We start from the raw sequence: 17,881 nt of genomic DNA on the forward strand, positions 1-17,881 counted from the left end.
ACTGTCCTCACGCCGCCCGTTGCCCGCGACGAAGCTCTTCGACGATCCGTGTGCCCGAGGCGGCGAGACGGCCGAGCTTCGCGTCCAGCCCTTCGGCCAGCAGCCTTCCATCCTTCTTGAGGAAGCGGCCGGCGATCATCACGGCCTCGACGTCGCCGCGCCCGGCCTGCATGACCACGGCAGCGGCGGGATCGTGCACCGGCTGCAGATGCAGCGCCCGCGCGTCGATCAGGGTGATGTCGGCCTGCTTGCCTGGCGCGAGCGAACCGGTGCGGTGATAGAGCCCCAGCATGCGCGCGCCCTCGATGGTGATCCAGGACAGCGCCTGCCGGACGGGAATCGTCGAGGTCGGCGGAATGGTGCCGGTCTGCCGACGGCTTTCGGCGTTGTCGAGCGCGCGCTGCATGCCGAGCGCGATACGCGCGACGCCCATCATGTCGCCGGCGAGCACGGATTCAAGATCGACGCCGAGCGAGGGCGCGACGCCCCGCGCCAGCAGCCGACCGGTGATCGGGAAGCCGTGGCCCTGGGTCATCTCGTTCTCCGGGGTCACGGAGAAGGAGGCGCCGAGATCGACCAGCCGGCCTAACAACTCGTCAGAAAGATCGTTGCCGTGCACGATGTTGATGCCGGGCCCGGCCAGCCCCTCGGTGATCAGCGTCTCCCAGCCGCCCGGCGTCTTCGCCGCGCCGCCGCCCTGATGCATTGAGGCGACGAGGCCGAATTCGCGCGCGAGGCGGAAATCGGCGCGCGCGACCTCCATCGTCGCATAATGCGGGCCGAGGATGGCGAGGCCGAGCGTCAGCAAGCCGTCATCGCCGGCGAAACGGCCACGCCGCAGCCGTTCGACCTCGGCGCGCGGATGCGGCACCTCCGAGAAATGCGGCTCGCCGGGCTTGGCATCGGGCTTGGGCGAGCCGTGGAAGAAGGCGGCGCGGATGCCGCTCTCGGCCAGCGCCTCGACGGCGGCGTCGGTGTGCTCGGGCGTGGGGTTGTTGTGGCACCAGTCGACCAGCGTCGTGGTGCCCGCGTCGATCTGGCCGAGCGCGCCCGCCAACGTCGCGATGCCGATGTCTTCCGGCTTGAACAGGGTGGCGAGGCCGGCATGGACCCAGCGGAAATATTCGAGCAGCGTCCAGTCGGCCGCGAGCCCGCGCAGGCCGGTCTGCCAGCTGTGCATATGGGCGTTGACGAAGCCCGGCACGGCGATGCGCCCGGCCGCGTCGACGCGCTCGGCATCGTCAGCCTCGATGCGGGGCGCGATGGCGACAATCCTGCCGTCCGCGACGAGGATGTCGCCCCGATCCAGGTCGCCCGTGGTGGCGTCCATCGAGAGGATGGTGGCGCCCGAGATGAGGATGCGGCGCGCCATGGCTCAGGCCGCCTCGTCTTCGGAGATGGCGGCGCGGGGCCGCTCGCCGGCGAAGGCCTTGGCGAGCAGGTCGCGGATGCCGTCGCGCGTGACCGGCCGCGGATTCCAGTAGGGGTTCTCGACGGCGATGTCCGCCGCCGTCTCGATGCCGCTCTCCGGCATGCCGAGCCGCGCCAGCGACAGCGGCACGCCGAGCGCGCGCACCAGGTCGTACAGGCCCTGCGCCGCATCGGGCGCGCCGAGCGCCCGGCGAATGGCCGCCATCGCCTCCGGCGCGGCCGGCGCGTTGTAGGCGACCGCATGCGGCAGAACGACGGTATGCGTCTCGGCATGGGGCAGGTCGAAGGAGCCGCCGAGCGTGTGGCAGAGCTTGTGATGCAGCGCCATTCCGACCGCGCCGAGGCAGCAGCCGCAGAGCCAGGCGCCGTAAAGGGCGTTGGTGCGGGCATCCATGTTCGCCGGCTCATGGACGAGGATCGGCAGCGCCGAAGACAGGGTACGAATGCCGTCCTCGGCCATCAGGGAGATGATCGGATTGCGGTCCCTGGCGTAGAGCGCCTCGACCGCATGGGCCATGGCGTTGACGCCCGAGGTCGCCGACAGCATCGGCGGCAGGCTCAGCGTCAGCTCGACATCGTAGAGCACTGTCTCGGGCAACACGTCGAGCGAGCGGATCGTGGTCTTCCGGCCAGCTTCCGTCTGGCCGAGGATCGGCGTCATCTCCGAGCCGGCATAGGTGGTCGGGATGACGACCTGCGGCACGCCGGTGCGCAGCGCCAGCGCCTTGCCGAGCCCGGTGGTGGAGCCGCCGCCCAGCGCCACGACGCAATCGGCCCCAGTCTCGCGCAGGGTTTCGAGCGCCCGCTCGGTCACCTCGACCGGCGTGTGCATCGTCGCCTCGGCGAAGTAGCCGGCCAAAGCGGAGCCGAGCAGGGCGCCGAGCTTCTCGCCCGCGGCCGCCTGCTGCGGTGTCGTCAGCACCAGCGCCCGCCGGGCGCCGAGCCGTTCGACCTCCGCCGCGACCTCCTTGATCGTGCCACGCCCGAAGCGGACCCGGGACGGGAGAGCCTCATAGGTGAAGGTCTCGATCATCGAAGGCTCCCTGTGAAAGAGCGTTGATCAGTCGCTGCCGGCTTACTCGCCGGCTACGACCTCGCTGCGGCGATGCAAATTGCTTCCCGTGAAGGCAGGCACGTCGCTGTCGGCGAAATAGTCGACCTGAAAACGCGCGATCCTGAGATCGGCGAGCTCCTGCCGGACCCGCAGGTGCTCGGGATGGCTGCCATAGGCTTCGAGCGCGGCGCGATCGGCGAACTCGCTGACCAGGACGACGTCGCAGGCATAGTCGACGCCGCTGACATCGGCCCCGACCTCGACATGGGTGAGGCCGTCGATGCGGCCCCTGAGGCCCTCGAAGGCAGCCTTGACCTTGGCACGGGCATCGGCGCGCTGCTGGGGCGTGTCACCGCGCAGGCGCCACATCACGATATGGCGGACCGGACCGGACATGGCGTTTCCTCGACCTTTGGTCGTCATTGTCCGAGGAGTTAAGACTTGCGAATGCCGGAAATAAAGCCGAGCTTTGGTAAGTCTCTTTTGCGGAAATCGGAAATATGGACCGCTTCACGCAGATCGAGGTTTTCGTGAAGACCGCCGAGCTGCGCAGCCTGTCGCGTGCCGCCGAGGCGCTCGGCATGTCCAACGCCGCCGCCAGCCGGCACCTCGCCGCCCTCGAGGAGCGCCTCGCGGCCCGGCTCGTCGAGCGCAATACGCGCCGTCTCTGGCTGACCGAGGCGGGGGAACAGTTCTATCAGCGCAGCGGCGCGCTGCTGACCGAGCTCGGCGAAGCGGAAAATGCGGTGAACGCCCACACGCTGGCGCCGCAAGGCGTGCTGCGCGTCACCAGCTCGCTGTCCTTCGCGACGATCTATCTGGCTCCAATGCTGCCGGCCTTCCGCAGGCTCTATCCCAAGCTCAGCGTCCACATCGCCGTTGCTAACCGCTATCTCGATTTCATCGAGGCCGGCATCGACGTCGCCATCCGCACGCGGCTGCACGAGCCCGACAGCAACATCGTGGTGCGGCGGCTCGGCCGCATGCGACGTGTGCTGGCCGCTTCTCCCGCCTATCTGGAGGAGCGCGGCCGGCCCGGGACCCCGGCTGACCTCACCCAGCACGACATGCTGGTCTACAACCTCGCCGCCGACCCGTTCTCGCTGCGCCTGACCAAGGGCGATACCGAGCGGATCGTGCGGATCGGCGCGGCGCTCGACTGCAATGACGGGCAGGTGATCCGCCAGGCCGCGATCGCCGGGCTCGGCATCCTCGTCCAGCCGCTCTACATTGTTCAGGATGATCTCGACGCGGGCCGCTTGGTGCCAGTGCTCCTGGACTGGCAACTCCCGATGCTGACCATGAACATCGCGTATCTGAACCGCGACCACCTACCGGCCAAGATCCGGGTGTTCAACGATTTCCTGGTGAACTATGTGCGTAGGGCGTCGAAGGGCGAGATCTGGTCGGCCTAAGGTTCCGCCTGGCCCGACGTCTTGAGCAAGCCGGCGACCTGCCGGTTATTGGCCGCGACCTGCTCCAGCTTGGCAGCGGACCGCAGATCCTCGATCCGATCCTCCTGCCCCCGCATCGCCGAGCGCGATGACCCGCCCGTGTGTCCACCTCAGAGCAGCCGATCTCGGTCAATCATCGGGTGCTGGGTGATTGCCTGAGTGCCCCGCAGCAGCGCCGCTATGTCGATGTCCGGCATGCGGAAGCCCAGGAAGCTCTCGATGAAATCTCGCCTGCTCGGCCATCTCGCGGCGCTTCAGAGCGGATACATCCTCGGCGTTTAGGATACCTCTTCTTCGCCTCTTGATCCCGTGCGGGGCCCGTCTCCGTCAGACCGCCTGTCTGACGAAATGGCCGGGCGCGACCTCGACCAGCGCCTGCGCCGGAGCGTGCCAGTCGAGCGAGCGAACTGGGCTCGGAATCTCGTCGACCGCCAGCTCGCGGCGTAAGGACCGGCGCGCCGGGTCGGGCACCGGCACCGCCGAGAGCAGTTTTCGCGTATAGGGATGCAGCGGATTGGCGAACACCGCCTCGCGCGGGCCGAGCTCGACGATCTCGCCGAGATACATCACCGCGACGCGGTGGCTGACACGCTCGACCACCGCCATGTCGTGCGAGATGAAGAGATAGGCGAGGCCGAATTCTGCCTGCAGGTCGAGCATCAGATTCAGCACCTGCGCCTTGACCGAGACGTCCAGCGCCGAGACTGCTTCATCCGCCACGACCAGCTTGGGCGACAGCGCCAGGGCCCGGGCGATGGCGAGCCTCTGGCGCTGGCCGCCCGAAAACTCGTGCGGGAAGCGCGTGCCCATGGCTGGCGACAGGCCGACACGGCGCATCAACTCGTCGACGCGCTCCTTCGCTTCCGCGCCTCGGGCGAGGCCATGAACGACGATGGGCTCGGCGATGGCCGCGCCGACGCTCTTGCGCGGATTGAGGCTGGCGAAGGGATCCTGGAAGATCATCTGCATGTCGCGGCGGGCGCCGAGCAAGTCGCTTTTGCCGAAAGCGGTGACGTCCCGGCCCTCGAAGCGCACCGTGCCGGCGGAGGGCTCGATCAGCCGCAGGATCGAGCGCCCCGTCGTCGACTTGCCGCAGCCGGATTCACCGACCAGCGCCAGCGTCTCACCGCGCTGCAGCGTGAAGGAGACGTTCTCGACCGCATGGACCCGGCCGCGCAGCCGCCCGAGCAGGCCGCCGCGAATGCCGAAGCGCGTCGTCAGCCCGGCGACCTCCAGGAGTGGGGCCTCGCTGGCCTTGACCGTATCGGCGGCCTCGACCGGCTTGCCGCGCACCTGCCCATTGTCGGGATCGATATGGGGGAAGCGCAACGGCCTGCCATGCCCCTCCATGTCGCCGAGCCTGGGAACCGCGGCGAGCAGCGCCTTGGTATAGCCATGCACCGGCCGGTTGAAGACCTGCTCCGAGGGCGCGTCCTCGAGCTTGCGGCCCTTCCACATTACCACGACGCGGTCGGCGATCTCGGCGACGACGCCCATGTCGTGGGTGATGAAGAGGACCGACATGCCCTCCTCGTCCTGCAGTGTCTTGATCAGTTCGAGGATCTGCGCCTGGATCGTCACGTCGAGCGCAGTGGTGGGTTCGTCCGCGATCAGGAGTTTTGGCTTGCAGGCAAGCGCGGTCGCGATCATCACGCGCTGGCGCATGCCGCCCGAGAGCTGGTGCGGATAGTTGGCGAAGCGGGTCTTGGCGGAGGGGATGCGCACCTTCTCCAGCATGCGCAGTGCCTCGACCTCGGCGGCCGCCTTGTCGAGCCCGCGATGATAGCGCAGCGCCTCGCAGATCTGGTGGCCGACGGTCAGAACCGGGTTCAGGCTCGTCATCGGTTCCTGGAAGATCATCGCGATATCGTTGCCGCGGACCTTGCGCATCTCCTCCTCGGAGAGCGCCAGCAGGTCGCGGCCTTCGAGTGCGACCTTGCCCTGGATGCGGCCATTTGCGGCCGAGACCAGCCGCATGATCGAGAGCGCGGTGACCGATTTGCCCGAGCCGGATTCGCCGACGATTGCGACGGTCTCGCCCGGAGCGATGTCGAAGCTCAGATCCTCGATCGCCCAGCGCCACTGGCCGCCGACGCGGAAGGCCGTCTGCAGGCTCTCGACGCAAAGGACGGGCCCGCTCATCGTTCGCCCTTGAGCTTGGGGTCGATGGCGTCGCGCAGGCCGTCGCCGAGGATGTTGAGCGCGAAGACGATGATCAGGATGGCGATGCTCGGCGCCAGCACCAGCCAGTAGCTGTCGAGGATGTTCTCGAAGCCCTCACGGATCATGCCGCCCCAAGTCGGGATTGGCGGTTTCACGCCGAGCCCGACAAAGGCGAGCGAGGCCTCGGTGCGAATCGCGTTGGCGAGCCAGAGCGAGCCCATCACCAGAATCTCGGGGAAGATGTTGGGCAGGATGTGGCCCGCCATAATCCGGACGTCGGAGAAGGCCAGCGCCCGACCGGCCTCGATATAGTCGCGCTCCTTGACCGAGATCGTCGGCGCCCGGGCGATGCGGGCAAAGGAGGGAATCGAGGTCAGCGCGATCGCGATGGTGATGTTCTCCATCGAGGGGCCGAGCATCGCGACCAGGATCAGGCCGAGGATGAGCGAGGGGAAGGCGAGCAGGATGTCCATCGTCTGCATCACGACGACATCGAACTTCCCGCCATACCAGCCGGCGAGGATGCCGATCAGTGAGCCGAGCACCAGTGCGATCACGGTCGAGGCGACACCGATGACCAGCGAGATGCGCGCGCCGTAGAGCAGGCGGGAGAGGATGTCGCGGCCGAAATAATCGGTGCCGAGATAGAAATTGTCATGCGGCGGCTGGAGGCGCGACAGGATGTCCTGCTCGAGCGGGTCATGCGGGGCGATGACCGGCGCGAACACAGCGGCCAGGATCACTGCGACGACGATGACAAGCCCGACCCAGGAGGTCTTGTTGGCGTTGAAGGCGCCGATCGTGGCCGAAAGCCAACGCAGGCGCGGCGGCGCAGCCTGGCTGGCATCATGGACCGAGGTGCTCATGACAGCTTCACCCTCATGACAGCTTCACTCTTGGATCGACGAGGGCATAGGTCAGATCGGTGGCGATATTCACCAGCACGACGATCAGCGTGTAGATCACCATCATGCCCTGCAGCATGGTGTAGTCGCGCTGGTTCAGCGCGCCGATGATCAGCTTGCCGAGACCGGGCCGGTTGAAGACGATCTCTGTCAGCACCGAATTGCCGATCAGGATGCCGAGATACAGACCCACGATGGTGATGACCGGGATCAGCGCGTTGCGCAGCGCGTGCTTCCAGACCACGACGCGCCAGGGCACGCCCTTGGCCCGTGCGCTGCGGACATAGTCCTCCTGCAGCACCTCCAGCATGGCCGAGCGGGCGACGCGGGTGATGTAGGCGGCCATGATCAGGCCGAGATTGAGCGCCGGCAGCGCCATCGCCTGGAACCAGGCCGAGAGGGAGCCGGAGCCGGCGCTGATCACCGGGAACCAGCGCAGCATGATCGCGAAGACGATCAGCAGGATGATCGCCGAGACGAAAGGCGGAAAGGACAGGCCGAGCAGCGAGGCGATGCGCGTCACATAGTCTGGCATACGGTTGCGATCGATCGCAGCCCAGACCCCGAGCGGCACGCCGATCGCGACGCCGATCGCCATCGAGACCAGCGTCAGCTCGATGGTCCAGGGCAGGACGGCGAGGATCTCCTGGATCACCGGTCGGCCAGTGACCAGCGACACGCCCCAGTCGCCTTGCAGCGCCCCGGAGAGGAAGGTCCAGTATTGCTCGATCACCGGGGCATCGAGCCCCAGCCTGGTGCGCATCGCAGCGATCGCGGTCGCATCGGCCTGGTCGCCGAGAATGACCTGCGCCGGGTCGCCCGGCACGATCCGAACCACGACGAAGACAAGCGAGAGCACCGCCCAGAGTGTGACGACGGCGAAGCCGAGCCGTTTGACGAGGAAGGCGCCCATGATGCTGCCGCTATCCCGGAAGGAAGAAAAATCTTGGGAACAGGATGCTAAATTGCTTCACGCAGAGGTTCCCTGCGAACCCAAGGCACCGAGGCTCAGCGCGTGAAACGCGTGGTTTCCAGGATCGGCGGGCCGAGATTCAGCGAGGCCTTGAGCTCGTAGCCGAGGTCGAGGCTGTCCTTGTAGGCCCAGAGCTGCATCATCTCGTTGACTGGGATCGCGCAGACTTCCTTGATGATCTTCTCCTGTGCCGTCTTCCAGAGCGCGAGCTGCTTGGCCTTGTCGGTCTCCGAACGGGCCGCATCGATCTCGGCATCGGCGACCTTGCAATGCGAGAAGTTCGTCACTGCCGTCGGGGTTTTCACGATCGCGCGCGAGTGGAAGAACTGCGAGAGATAGACATCCGCAACGGGGAAGCGCGCCGCCTGGAAATGCACCACCTGCGACAGGTCCTGCCGGATCTGCTGGTGGAAGGTCGCATGCTCCACCGGCTGGATCTCCAACGTGATGCCCGCCCGCTTCAGCAGCGCCTGCGTCGCCTCGGTGAAGCTCAGCATCGAGGGCAGCGTCGTGTTGATCGTCTTGATCGTGACGCCGTTGGGGAAGCCGGCTTCCGCCAGCAGCGCCTTCGACTTGGCGAGGTCGAAAGGCAGAAGAGCTGCCTTCTCGTCCGTGCCGAGATAGCCCGAAGGCACTACCGAGACGGCCGGGCGCGAGATGTTCTTACCGCGGAACTGCCAGATCGCGTTGCGATCGATCGCGTGGGCGATCGCCTGGCGAACCTTGAGGTTGTCGAGCGGCGGCTGGCTCATATTGAGGTGCAGCACCGACATTTCGGCCGGGCCCATCGCCACCACCTTGACGCCGGGCAAGGCGTTCATGCGGTCGACCCAGGCCTGCTCCTGCCGGCCGAGCATCATGTCGAGCTCGCCGGACTGGAAGGCGAGGTCGCGCGAGGAATCCGACGGGATGAAGCGGTAGAGGATCTCGGTCAGCTTCGGCTTGGCCCGGAAATAGTTCGGGTTGGCAACGAGCTTGGCGTATTGCTGCGGCACATATTCGGAGAACATGAACGGGCCGGTGCCGACAGGCTTCTTGGCGAAGCCATCCTTGCCCAGTTCTTCGGCGGCCTTCTTACAGACCATGTTGCCGCCATGGTAGTTCATGACGATGCCGAGCAGGCTCGGAATGGCCTGCTTCAGCGTGATCTTGACGGTGTATTTGTCGGGGGCCTCGACCTTGTCGAAGGCGCCATAATCCGACGAAAAGGCCGAGCTTTCCTTGGTTGCGGCCCGGTTCAGCGAATAGACCGCGTCTGCCGAGGTGAACTCGCCATAGCCGTGATGGCACTGCACGCCCTGGCGCAGCTTGAAGGTCCATTCCTTGCCGTCCGCCGAGGCGGTCCAGCTCTCGGCGAGATCGGGCTCGATGAATTCGGGCGAGAGTTCGCCGGGCTTGATCCGCACCAGCCCGTTGAACATCCAGTTCAGCAGCGCCTTGCCGGGCGTGCCGGAATTCAGATGCGGGTCGAGCACGCCGGCATCGGAGCTCTGCATGCCGACGGTCAGCACCGTCTTCTGTGCCAGCGCCGGCGAGGCCAGCAGCGCGCCGGCCAGCATGGCGGCGACGATTGGTCCGGTTCGTTTCATTGCTGTTCCCCTGTGTTCTTGTTGGGTATCGACGATCCCGGCTTTGCGCCGGTGATAGCTGAGCAGGACGACGACCCGTCTGGAGCGCGAATTCTGTCCTCTCTTTGTCCTTCGGTCTCCGCGCCTAGAGCATGTCCTCCAGCCTGCAATTGACCAGCAATTCCGCGACCGAGGCATTGTTGGGCAGCGCGAGGACCGTGGCAACCAGGCGCGCCAGATCGGCGGGCTGGGTCATGTCCTGACGTGCCATCGCCTTGCTCGTCGCCGTCATGTCGGTCGGCACGAAGGAGGGGCAGAGCGCGGTCGCTCGCACGCCCTTGTCCCAGGAGATCCGGCGCGCCGCATGGGTCAGCGCCACCATGGCATGCTTGGTCATGTTGTAGGCGACATGGTCGTTGCGCACGCGCTTGCCAGACATCGAGGCGACATTGACGATGCGACCCGCCCCACTCGTCTCGAGATGCGGCAGTGCGCAATGGATCAGGTTGAGCGGGCCTTTGCAGTTTACAGCCCAGATCGCATCGAGCTCGGCTTCGTCTGGAGCGCGCAGCGTGATCGACGAATGCATGCCGGCACTGTTGACGAGCCCGTCGATCCGGCCGAAGCGCGCCATCGCCGCATCCGTCCAGGCGCGATGGCTTGTCCAATCCTGTGCGTCGTAGCGCGCGATGTGGACGCGGCTTGAAGCCCAGCCGGCGCTCATTGCCTCGAGCGAGGCAAGGTCGCGCCCGCCAAGGCTCAGGGAGTAGCCGTCTTCATAGAGGGCCTGCGCCACGGCGCGGCCGATGCCGCGATTGGCGCCGGAGATCAGGATCACGCGTCCCTGCGGGGCAAGCATTGGTCTCAAATCCTCTAGCCGTGCAGCGTCAGGGCGGCGTCGTTCGCCGGGGTCTCGGCAAAACGGCCTAGTCTGAAAGGGGCAAGATCGAAGCGCGACTGCTTCGACAGCGCAAGGTCAGCGAGGATTTCGCCGGTGACCGGGCCGATGCCGAAGCCGTGCCCGGAGAAGCCGGCCGCGACGATCAGGCCGTCAACACCGGTATGGGCGTCGATCACCGGCAGGGCGTCCGGCGTAAGGTCGATCAGTCCGCCCCAGACGCGCGCGACGCCAGCATCCGCCAGCGCCGGCAGGACATGCGAGACCCGCTCGATCAGCGCGCCGATGTCCGCCGCGCGCGGCGCCAGCGCATCCGTAGTCCAGGAGGCCGGCTCAAAGGGCCAATCGCCGATGCCGGTGGTGACGCGCAGCCGCCCGTCGATCTCCTGCCGGCCGGCGCAATCGGCATTGGCGACGCCGAAGACCTGCTCGAAGATCGGCGGCAGCGGCACGCTCTGCAGGACGCAGACGAGCTTGACCCGCAACGGCAGGTCGAGGCCCAGCGGCTGCAACAGCTCCGGCGCATGGATGCCCGTCGCCAGGATGACACGCCCCGCAGGGACGCTCTCGCCCTCCGATGTCTCGACGCCGGTGACCCTGTCGCCGGTTCGCGTCAGCGAACGCACGCCGATGCCGTCGCGGATGGTCGCGCCATGGCGTGCGGCGGCGGTCGCGAAAGCCCGCACTGCCGGAATCGGGTCGGCATGGCCATCGCCCGGACAGAACGAGGCAGCGAGGACCGCGGGGCCGATGGCCGGCGCGATCGCGCGGATCGCAGCCTTGTCGGGCAGGTAGTCGATCGCGAGCCCGAGCTTGCGCTGCTCGACGACCAACTCGCGGATGATCTCGACCTCGGCTTCGGTACGGGCGAGGCGCAGATTGCCGCGCCGGCGATAGCCGGTCGGCGCGCCGAGTTCCTCGTCGAGCCCGCCCCAGCGCTCGACCGCGGCCTTCGCCAGCGGCAGCTCCGCCGGATCGCGCCCGGATTGCCTGACGCCGCCCAATGTCCAGCCGGATGCCATGGCCGCGAGGCTGCGGGCCTCGAACAGGATCACCGAATGGCCGGCGCGCGCGATCTCGTAAGCGGCGGCTGCGCCGCTGATCCCGCCTCCGACGATGACGACATCCGGCATCGGCCAGGCCGGCTCAGGAGAGGTCGACGCTGATGCGCTTTTCGGCCTTGTCCGGCCGGCGGCGCCGATAGGCGGTGACCTCGAACTCGACCTTGATGATCTCGCTCACGGGGCATCTCCTTCAGGCAACTCAGTGGAACGCGGCGGCTTTCGCCATGTCATCGACGACCGGCATTGGTAAGGTTGGTATATACCATTCAAGCCGCTCGACGCTGTCAAGGACGCCAGCGGCAAGGGCGCGCAGAAATCGCCGAAGACCCGAGAGCCGCCTCGCTCCGAAGAAACGCGCACCATTACCAGGTCAAAAACGCGAATTGACGTTTGGTATACACCAATCCATGCTGCTCCTCAGGCCGACAACAAGGGGATCTCCGATGACGATGATTTCGCGCCGTGCCCTTCTTGCCGCCGGAGCCAGCTTTCCCTTGGTTTCGGCTTCTGCCTTCTCCCAGACACTCGCGAGGAAGGTCCTGCGCTTCGGCCTGTCGAGTTTTCCGCCGAGCCTGCAGCCATGGGTCCATACCGGCACCGCCGCGCTGACCGTGAAGCTCCTGATCTTCCGCGGCCTGACCGGCTTCGACGAAAGGGGCGAGGTTCGGCCCGAGCTCGCGGAATCCTGGACGCAGGATGGCGAGACCGGCTGGGTCTTCAAGCTGCGGCAGGCGAGCTTCCACAATGGCAAGCCCGTGACGGCCGACGACGTGAAATGGACGCTGGAGCAGATCGCCGCGCCGAATTCCACCGCTTTCCTCAGGGCCGAGTTCGGCGGCATCGAGACGATCGAGACGCCCGATGCCCGCACCGTCCGCATCGTGATGAAGCAGCCGACGGTGACGCTGCCGATCTGGCTCGCCAGCCCGCACGCGCCGATCGTCGCCAAGGGCTCGATCGAGGGGCGCGGCCTCGGCGTCGGCGCCGGCCCCTTCACCGTGAAGGACCAGGAGCGCGGCGTCTCGATCGAGGTCGCCGCCTTCGACAAATACTACAAGCCGGGCTTGCCCAAGCTCGCAGGGATCAAGCTCACGGCCTATGCCGACGAGAACCTGCGCGTTGCCGCGCTCCAGGCTGGCGATATCGACCTGATCGAATATGTGCCCTGGCAGCACATGGCGGCGATCGAGAGGGACCCACGCCTCAATCTCGTTGCCGCCAACGGTCCGTTCATGGGACTGAACTTCAACGGCACGAGCGGGCCATTCAAGGATCCGCGCCTGCGCCAGGCGGTCGGCTTCGCCATCCGGCGCGAGGACATCGTCAAGGCCGCCTTCTTCGGACGCGGCACGCCGCTCCAGGGTATCCCGATCCCCGATACCAGCCCCTATTACGACGCCGGGCGGGCGAAATTCTGGAGCTATGATCCCGACAGGGCCAGGAAGCTGATGGCGGAAGCCGGCATGCCGAACGGCTTTTCCTGCACGTTGCTCTCGACGGCGCAATACGGCATGCACAAATCGACCGCCGAGGTGGTGCAGGCCCATCTCGGTGAGATCGGCATCGATGTGAAGCTCAACCTGCCGGATTGGGCCTCGCGGGTCGATCTCGGCGGCAAAGGCCGCTACGAATTCTGCGTCCAGGGCACGACGGCCGACAACAACGATCCCGACGGGCTCGCCCCGCTGCTCGATGGCGAATTGCCGGCGAATATCTCGCGCAGCTTCGGCCTGCCGACGCCGGAGATCCACGCCCTTTTCGCCAAGGGCCGGGCCGAGTTCGACATCGCCAAGCGAAAGGCCATCTACGCCGAGCTCGAGAAGCTCGCGCTGGAGCAGGCGCCGCTCGTCGGCCTCGCCTGGCGGTCCCAGGGCTATGGCATGGTCAAGGGCGTCACCGGCTTCAAGGCTCTGCCGGGCGGCACGAATTTCTTTTCGGCCTATTCGCTGGAGGAGACCTCGCTGGGCTGATCTGTCCTGGAGCATGCTGCGATTTGCTCCAACCAAGCTCCGTCATTCCGGACGGAGCGAAGCGGAGCTCCGGAATCCATCGAAAGGCGCTGGAGCTCTACGATGGATCCCGGAGCGGCGCCGCTATGCGGCTTGTCCGGGATGACGCGCGAGATGGAACTATCTACGGGGCAGCTTCTCAAATCGCTCGCGTCGTGCGCTCCAGCCGGGCGAAGCGCTCGAGCCGGAAGGGCTTGGCATCGATCAGCGGCGTGGTGCCCTTGACGAGATCGGCGATCAGCCGCCCGGCGCCTGGCCCGATGCCGAAGCCATGGCCGGAGAAGCCGCTGGCAATGAAGAAGCCGGGCAGGCGCGGCACCTCGCCGATCACGGGTACGGCGTCGGGCATCGCATCGACGAAACCGCCCCAGGCCTGTGCGATCTTCAGGCCGGCGAAAGCCGGGAAAGCCTTGATCAGATTGGCCTGCGCCTCGCTCAGGATCGAGGCGACGGGCGCAGGGTCGAGCGCGCGCGTTTGCTCGAACGGCGTGACTTCATCGAGCGACCAGCGCCGCGGCGTCCGCGCCTCTTCCAGGAAACGCGACCCAAGACGCAACCTGAGCTCGTGCCGCTGCTTCACCAGCGATGGCAGGAAATCAGCGAAGAGGCGGAACGAGTCCGGCACGATCTCGGCGGTGCTCGCGCCGCGATGGGCGATGGTGTAGCCGCCGTCCTGACGCTTTCGGAAGGCGAAGTCCGAGCCGCCCACGGCATGGGTCGGCGGGCCGTTCAGCGGTTCGGTACGCAGCACGGACCCCAGCACCTTGAGTTGCGGAAAGTCGATGCCGAGATTGCCGAGGAAGAGGCGCGACCAGGCTCCACCCGCCAGCACGACCAGCGAGCAGGCGATCGTGCCGCGCTCCGTCACCACGGCGCTGACCCGGCCGGCCGTGGTCTCGATGCCGCGCACGGCGCAGCGCGTCAGCACGGCACCGCCGTGCCGGCGCAGCGCGCGCGCCATCGCCGGCACGGCCTTTTGCGGCTCGGCCCGGGCGTCGCTCGGCGTGAAGAGTGCGCCCGCAAAGGCGCGCTTGCAGCCGGGCAGCACGCTTTCGATCTCGCGCGAACTCAGCAGGCGCGAATCGAGCTGGTATTGCCTGGCATGGTCGAGCCAGGCTTCGTGCTGGGCGAGCGCCGCGGGAGTATCCGCGACGTAGACGATGCCGGAGCGGGTGAAGCCGGTATCGCCGCCGACGAGCTTGTCCATCTCGGACCAGAGCCGCATGCTTTCCAGCCCGAGCGGGATCTCGCCGGGATCGCGGCCCATGATCCGGACCCAGCCCCAGTTGCGGCCCGACTGCTCATGGCCGACCTCGCCCTTCTCGCAGACCGTGACGGAAATCCCGTCCTTCGCGAGAAAGAGCGCGGTCATGATGCCGATGATGCCGCCGCCGATGACGACGACGTCGCTGCTCTTCGGCAGGGTGGCATCGGGGGCGATCGTCTCGATGGTGATGCCCATCACATGCGCTCCCCAACCGGAGACGGGAATCCGGCCTTGGACCGAGGGCGAAAGGCAGGCCGCGGCATGGTCAGTCCTGTGGGGCAGGGGTGGAATTGCGAAAGACGACGTGATGAGGGTGGTTAACCGATTTCATGTATTCGATCGGCGCGCCGTTGCCGTCGCGTGCCACCAGTCTCAACACCAAAGTGGGCGAACCGGGCTGGAGCAGGAGCAGGCGGGCCTCCAGGTCCGTTGCGATGCCGACGCCGATCTCGCGGTCGCGCGCACTGGCCTCGACGCCGTAGCGGGCCTTCAGCAATTCGTAGAGCGACTGCCCGCCAACGAGGTCTTCCGCCACGAGGCCGGTAAAGCGCGCCGCCGGCAGGTAGCTGGTCTCGATGCAGAACGGGTCGTCGTTCACGGTTCGCAGCCGGCGGAACATGATCAGATCGGCGCCGACGGCGATGCCGAGCCGGTGCGCGATGCTCTCGGTCGCCTTTTCCTCGCCGAAATGCAGCAGCTTGTTGCCGGGCTTGCCGCCGGCATTGCGGATGAGGCGGGTGATGCCGAGGGTCGAGTGCACCTCGATCGGGCGCGTCACCTGGACCAGCGGGACGCGGGTGCCGCTGGTGCCGTTGCGCTCCAGCACATTGCGATCGACGAGCTTGTCGATCGCCTTGCGCACGGTCATGCGGTTGATGCCAAGCGTGTCAGCGAGCGCGCGTTCGGACGGAACGCGATCACCCGGGCCATAATCTGGCCCGCTGATGAGATCGAGCAGGTAATCCTGCACCTCGACATAGATTGGCTTGGCCCGCTTCACTGGGTCGCGCATGGCTGGCGTCTTTCGGATGCTTCCCGCTTCCGCATATAGCGGAGATTGCGTCGACTCCATCTCCCGGGCGCATAAACGCGCAAGTCCGTCGCAATCGAGCTGATCCATGGATCGGTTGGACTATGGTTGACAGGAATTGGTATAGGTGATTGGTATATACCAATTCTTTGCCGCCTGGAAGTGACACTCTCCATGTCCATCGCTTTCGATCGCGCTCGCGTGCAGGAGGGGCTCGCGCAGACCCGCGCCGCCGTGCCACGGGCCTTCGCGTTCGGCCGCCGCCTCGCTCCCGATATCGACCGAATCTATCTCGTTGCCTGTGGCTCGGCCAATCGCGCCATGGCTGGCATCAAATACTGGCTCGAGCACTATTCCCCGGGCATCGAGGTGCGCCGCTATTTCCCGGCGGAGTTCATGGCGGTCGATCCGCCGCGGCTCGACGGCCGCACGCTGGTCCTGCTCGCCTCCAAATCCGGCACGACGCCGGAGACGGTCGCCGCCGCGGGATTCCTGAAGGACAAGCCCTGCAAGGTCGTGGCCTTCAGCCAACACGCCGACAAGCCGCTGAGCCAATCCGTTCCCGAACGCTTCATCGTCGGCGACACCAGCGAATCCTTCGTGGCCATGTTCATGCTGATGCAGGCGCTGGTCGGCGGAGTCATGGCGGAAAAGGAAGGCTGGCCTCTCGGCGACAAGCTCGTTTCCTCGCTCGACGCGCTGCCCGGCGCGATCTGCGATGCGGCAGAGCAGAACGAGGAGCGCGCCGTAGCCGACGCACGCCTCTATGCTGAGGACCGCAATTTCTATCATGTCGCCTCGGGGCCGGGCTTCACCACGGCTTATGTCTTCGGGGTCTGCATCCTGATGGAGATGCTCTGGCTGCACAGCTATCCGATCGAGGCGGCGGAGTTCTTCCACGGCCCCTTCGAGATCATCGACCGCAGCACGCCGCTCATCCTGATCACCGGGGAAGATCCGAGCCGCCCCTTGATGGAGCGCGTTTCGGCGTTCTGCGACACCCATGCCGAGCGCGTGATGAAATATGACTCGCGCGATTTCGCGATGAAGGGCATCGCGCCGGAGATTCGTCCGATCGTCGCTCCCTATATCCTCCAGTCGGCGCTGAAGCGCATGGCGGCGCATTTGTCAGTGCTCCACAATCAGCCGCTCTCGACCCGCCGCTACATGTGGAAGGTTGCGTACTGAGCAAGGTCGCGGGGAAAGGGCCGAGGACACGCCAATGACCCACAGGCTGCTCGGGCTCGGCGACAACACGGTCGACACCTATGTCGATCGCGGCCTGCAATTTCCCGGCGGCAATGCGGTCAATGTCGCGGTCCTGGCCCGCCGGCTCGGCGCCGAGACAGGCTATCTCGGCTGTCTCGGCTCGGACGAGGGTGGGATGCTGGTCGTCGACGCCCTGCGCCGGGAGGGTGTGGATACCAGCCGCTGCCGCAGGCTTGCCGGCGACAATGCCCGCGCCTTCATCGGCCATGATGGCAATGACCGCCGCTTCCTGCGCTCGCAGCACGGGGTGCGTGGGCGATGGGGCGGGTTCTCGCCTGAGGATATCGCCTATATCGCCAGCTTTGATCTGGTGCATTCGAGCATTTATAGCGGGCTCGACGCCGATCTTGAGACGCTCCGTCGTGCCGTGCGCCGCTTCTCCTACGATTTCTCCGAGCGCTGGACGGACGCCAATCTGGCGGCGACGCTGCCTCGTCTCGACATCGCCTTCCTATCCTTCCCCTCCGGTTCGGACGCTGAATGCCGCCACCTCGCGCGCTGCTGTGCCGATGCCGGGCCAGGCCTCGTGGTGGTGACGCGCGGCGAGCGTGGCTCATTGGCGACGGCAGGTGGGGTATTCCACCACAGCGGGATCACCCAGGCTCAGATCGTCGATACGCTGGGCGCCGGCGACGGCTTCATCGCCGCGTTCCTTCTGGCCGTGCTGGAGGAGAAAAGCATTCCGGAGGCACTGGCCGCCGGTGCGGCCAATGCGGCGGCGGTCTGCGCCTATCAGGGTGGCTTTGGCCATGGCGTGCCATGGTCAGCCGCCGCAGAGACGGCGCTCGGTTGAACG

At 66.5% G+C, this 17,881-nt stretch carries 15 protein-coding genes; 4 read left to right on the forward strand and 11 right to left on the reverse strand.

The genetic code is table 11. The features are described from left to right. Nucleotides 1-7: 7 nt before the first annotated feature. The 3 genes from ACSQ24_RS08780 to ACSQ24_RS08790 are packed head-to-tail and all read right to left on the reverse strand — an operon-like array spanning nt 8 to nt 2,881. Nucleotides 8-1,372, reverse strand: a complete 1,365-nt coding sequence (locus tag ACSQ24_RS08780; protein ID WP_436094317.1) for an amidohydrolase family protein — start codon at nt 1,370-1,372, stop codon at nt 8-10. 3 nt (nt 1,373-1,375) lie between these two features. After that, nucleotides 1,376-2,464, reverse strand: a complete 1,089-nt coding sequence (locus tag ACSQ24_RS08785) for a maleylacetate reductase (RefSeq protein WP_436094318.1) — start codon at nt 2,462-2,464, stop codon at nt 1,376-1,378. Between the two features lie 42 nt (nt 2,465-2,506). After that, nucleotides 2,507-2,881: a Dabb family protein gene (locus ACSQ24_RS08790; protein ID WP_436094319.1), complete on the reverse strand. Its 375-nt coding sequence runs from the start codon at nt 2,879-2,881 to the stop codon at nt 2,507-2,509. Between the two features lie 104 nt (nt 2,882-2,985). Here ACSQ24_RS08790 and ACSQ24_RS08795 point away from each other — a divergent pair, with 104 nt between their 5' ends. Next, nucleotides 2,986-3,900, forward strand: a complete 915-nt coding sequence (locus tag ACSQ24_RS08795; protein ID WP_436094320.1) for a LysR family transcriptional regulator — start codon at nt 2,986-2,988, stop codon at nt 3,898-3,900. Between the two features lie 366 nt (nt 3,901-4,266). Here ACSQ24_RS08795 and ACSQ24_RS08800 read toward each other — a convergent pair whose 3' ends face one another. The 6 genes from ACSQ24_RS08800 to ACSQ24_RS08825 all read right to left on the reverse strand — a co-directional run bounded on the left by ACSQ24_RS08800 (nt 4,267) and on the right by ACSQ24_RS08825 (nt 11,579). Beyond that, the gene (locus ACSQ24_RS08800; protein ID WP_436094321.1) at nt 4,267-6,081 is read right to left on the reverse strand and encodes an ABC transporter ATP-binding protein; all 1,815 of its coding nucleotides are present in this window, start codon (nt 6,079-6,081) and stop codon (nt 4,267-4,269) included. Next, nucleotides 6,078-6,968 (reverse strand): ABC transporter permease, encoded by an 891-nt coding sequence (locus tag ACSQ24_RS08805; protein ID WP_436094322.1) that lies wholly within the window; start codon nt 6,966-6,968, stop codon nt 6,078-6,080. Before ACSQ24_RS08805 ends, ACSQ24_RS08800 begins: the two co-directional genes overlap by 4 nt. A 13-nt stretch (nt 6,969-6,981) precedes the next feature. After that, nucleotides 6,982-7,920: an ABC transporter permease gene (locus ACSQ24_RS08810; protein WP_436094323.1), complete on the reverse strand. Its 939-nt coding sequence runs from the start codon at nt 7,918-7,920 to the stop codon at nt 6,982-6,984. A 95-nt stretch (nt 7,921-8,015) separates the two neighbouring features. Continuing rightward, nucleotides 8,016-9,569: an ABC transporter substrate-binding protein gene (locus ACSQ24_RS08815; protein WP_436094324.1), complete on the reverse strand. Its 1,554-nt coding sequence runs from the start codon at nt 9,567-9,569 to the stop codon at nt 8,016-8,018. 124 nt (nt 9,570-9,693) lie between these two features. Next, complete coding sequence (locus ACSQ24_RS08820; RefSeq protein ID WP_436094325.1) at nt 9,694-10,407, reverse strand: SDR family NAD(P)-dependent oxidoreductase; 714 nt, start codon at nt 10,405-10,407, stop codon at nt 9,694-9,696. Nucleotides 10,408-10,421: 14 nt separating this feature from the next. Next, nucleotides 10,422-11,579 carry an NAD(P)/FAD-dependent oxidoreductase gene (locus ACSQ24_RS08825; protein ID WP_436094326.1) on the reverse strand — a complete coding sequence of 386 codons (1,158 nt, stop codon included), beginning with the start codon at nt 11,577-11,579 and terminating at the stop codon, nt 10,422-10,424. A 374-nt stretch (nt 11,580-11,953) separates the two neighbouring features. Between ACSQ24_RS08825 and ACSQ24_RS08830 the strand changes: the two genes are divergently transcribed. After that, the gene (locus tag ACSQ24_RS08830) at nt 11,954-13,480 is read left to right on the forward strand and encodes an ABC transporter substrate-binding protein (RefSeq protein WP_436094327.1); all 1,527 of its coding nucleotides are present in this window, start codon (nt 11,954-11,956) and stop codon (nt 13,478-13,480) included. 178 nt (nt 13,481-13,658) lie between these two features. Here ACSQ24_RS08830 and ACSQ24_RS08835 read toward each other — a convergent pair whose 3' ends face one another. Both ACSQ24_RS08835 and ACSQ24_RS08840 read right to left on the reverse strand, forming a co-directional pair. Next, the gene (locus ACSQ24_RS08835; RefSeq protein ID WP_436094328.1) at nt 13,659-14,984 is read right to left on the reverse strand and encodes an NAD(P)/FAD-dependent oxidoreductase; all 1,326 of its coding nucleotides are present in this window, start codon (nt 14,982-14,984) and stop codon (nt 13,659-13,661) included. A 67-nt stretch (nt 14,985-15,051) separates the two neighbouring features. Beyond that, the gene (locus ACSQ24_RS08840) at nt 15,052-15,798 is read right to left on the reverse strand and encodes a GntR family transcriptional regulator (RefSeq protein WP_436094329.1); all 747 of its coding nucleotides are present in this window, start codon (nt 15,796-15,798) and stop codon (nt 15,052-15,054) included. A gap of 192 nt (nt 15,799-15,990) precedes the next feature. Here ACSQ24_RS08840 and ACSQ24_RS08845 point away from each other — a divergent pair, with 192 nt between their 5' ends. Together ACSQ24_RS08845 and ACSQ24_RS08850 are read left to right on the forward strand one after the other, a co-directional pair. Next, complete coding sequence (locus ACSQ24_RS08845) at nt 15,991-17,004, forward strand: SIS domain-containing protein (protein ID WP_436094330.1); 1,014 nt, start codon at nt 15,991-15,993, stop codon at nt 17,002-17,004. Between the two features lie 34 nt (nt 17,005-17,038). Then, nucleotides 17,039-17,878 carry a PfkB family carbohydrate kinase gene (locus tag ACSQ24_RS08850; protein WP_436094331.1) on the forward strand — a complete coding sequence of 280 codons (840 nt, stop codon included), beginning with the start codon at nt 17,039-17,041 and terminating at the stop codon, nt 17,876-17,878. The last annotated feature ends 3 nt before the right edge of the window (nt 17,879-17,881 follow it).

It is taken from the genome of Allobosea sp. LjRoot237 (genome assembly GCF_964253285.1).
Taxonomy (GTDB): domain Bacteria; phylum Pseudomonadota; class Alphaproteobacteria; order Rhizobiales; family Beijerinckiaceae; genus Allobosea.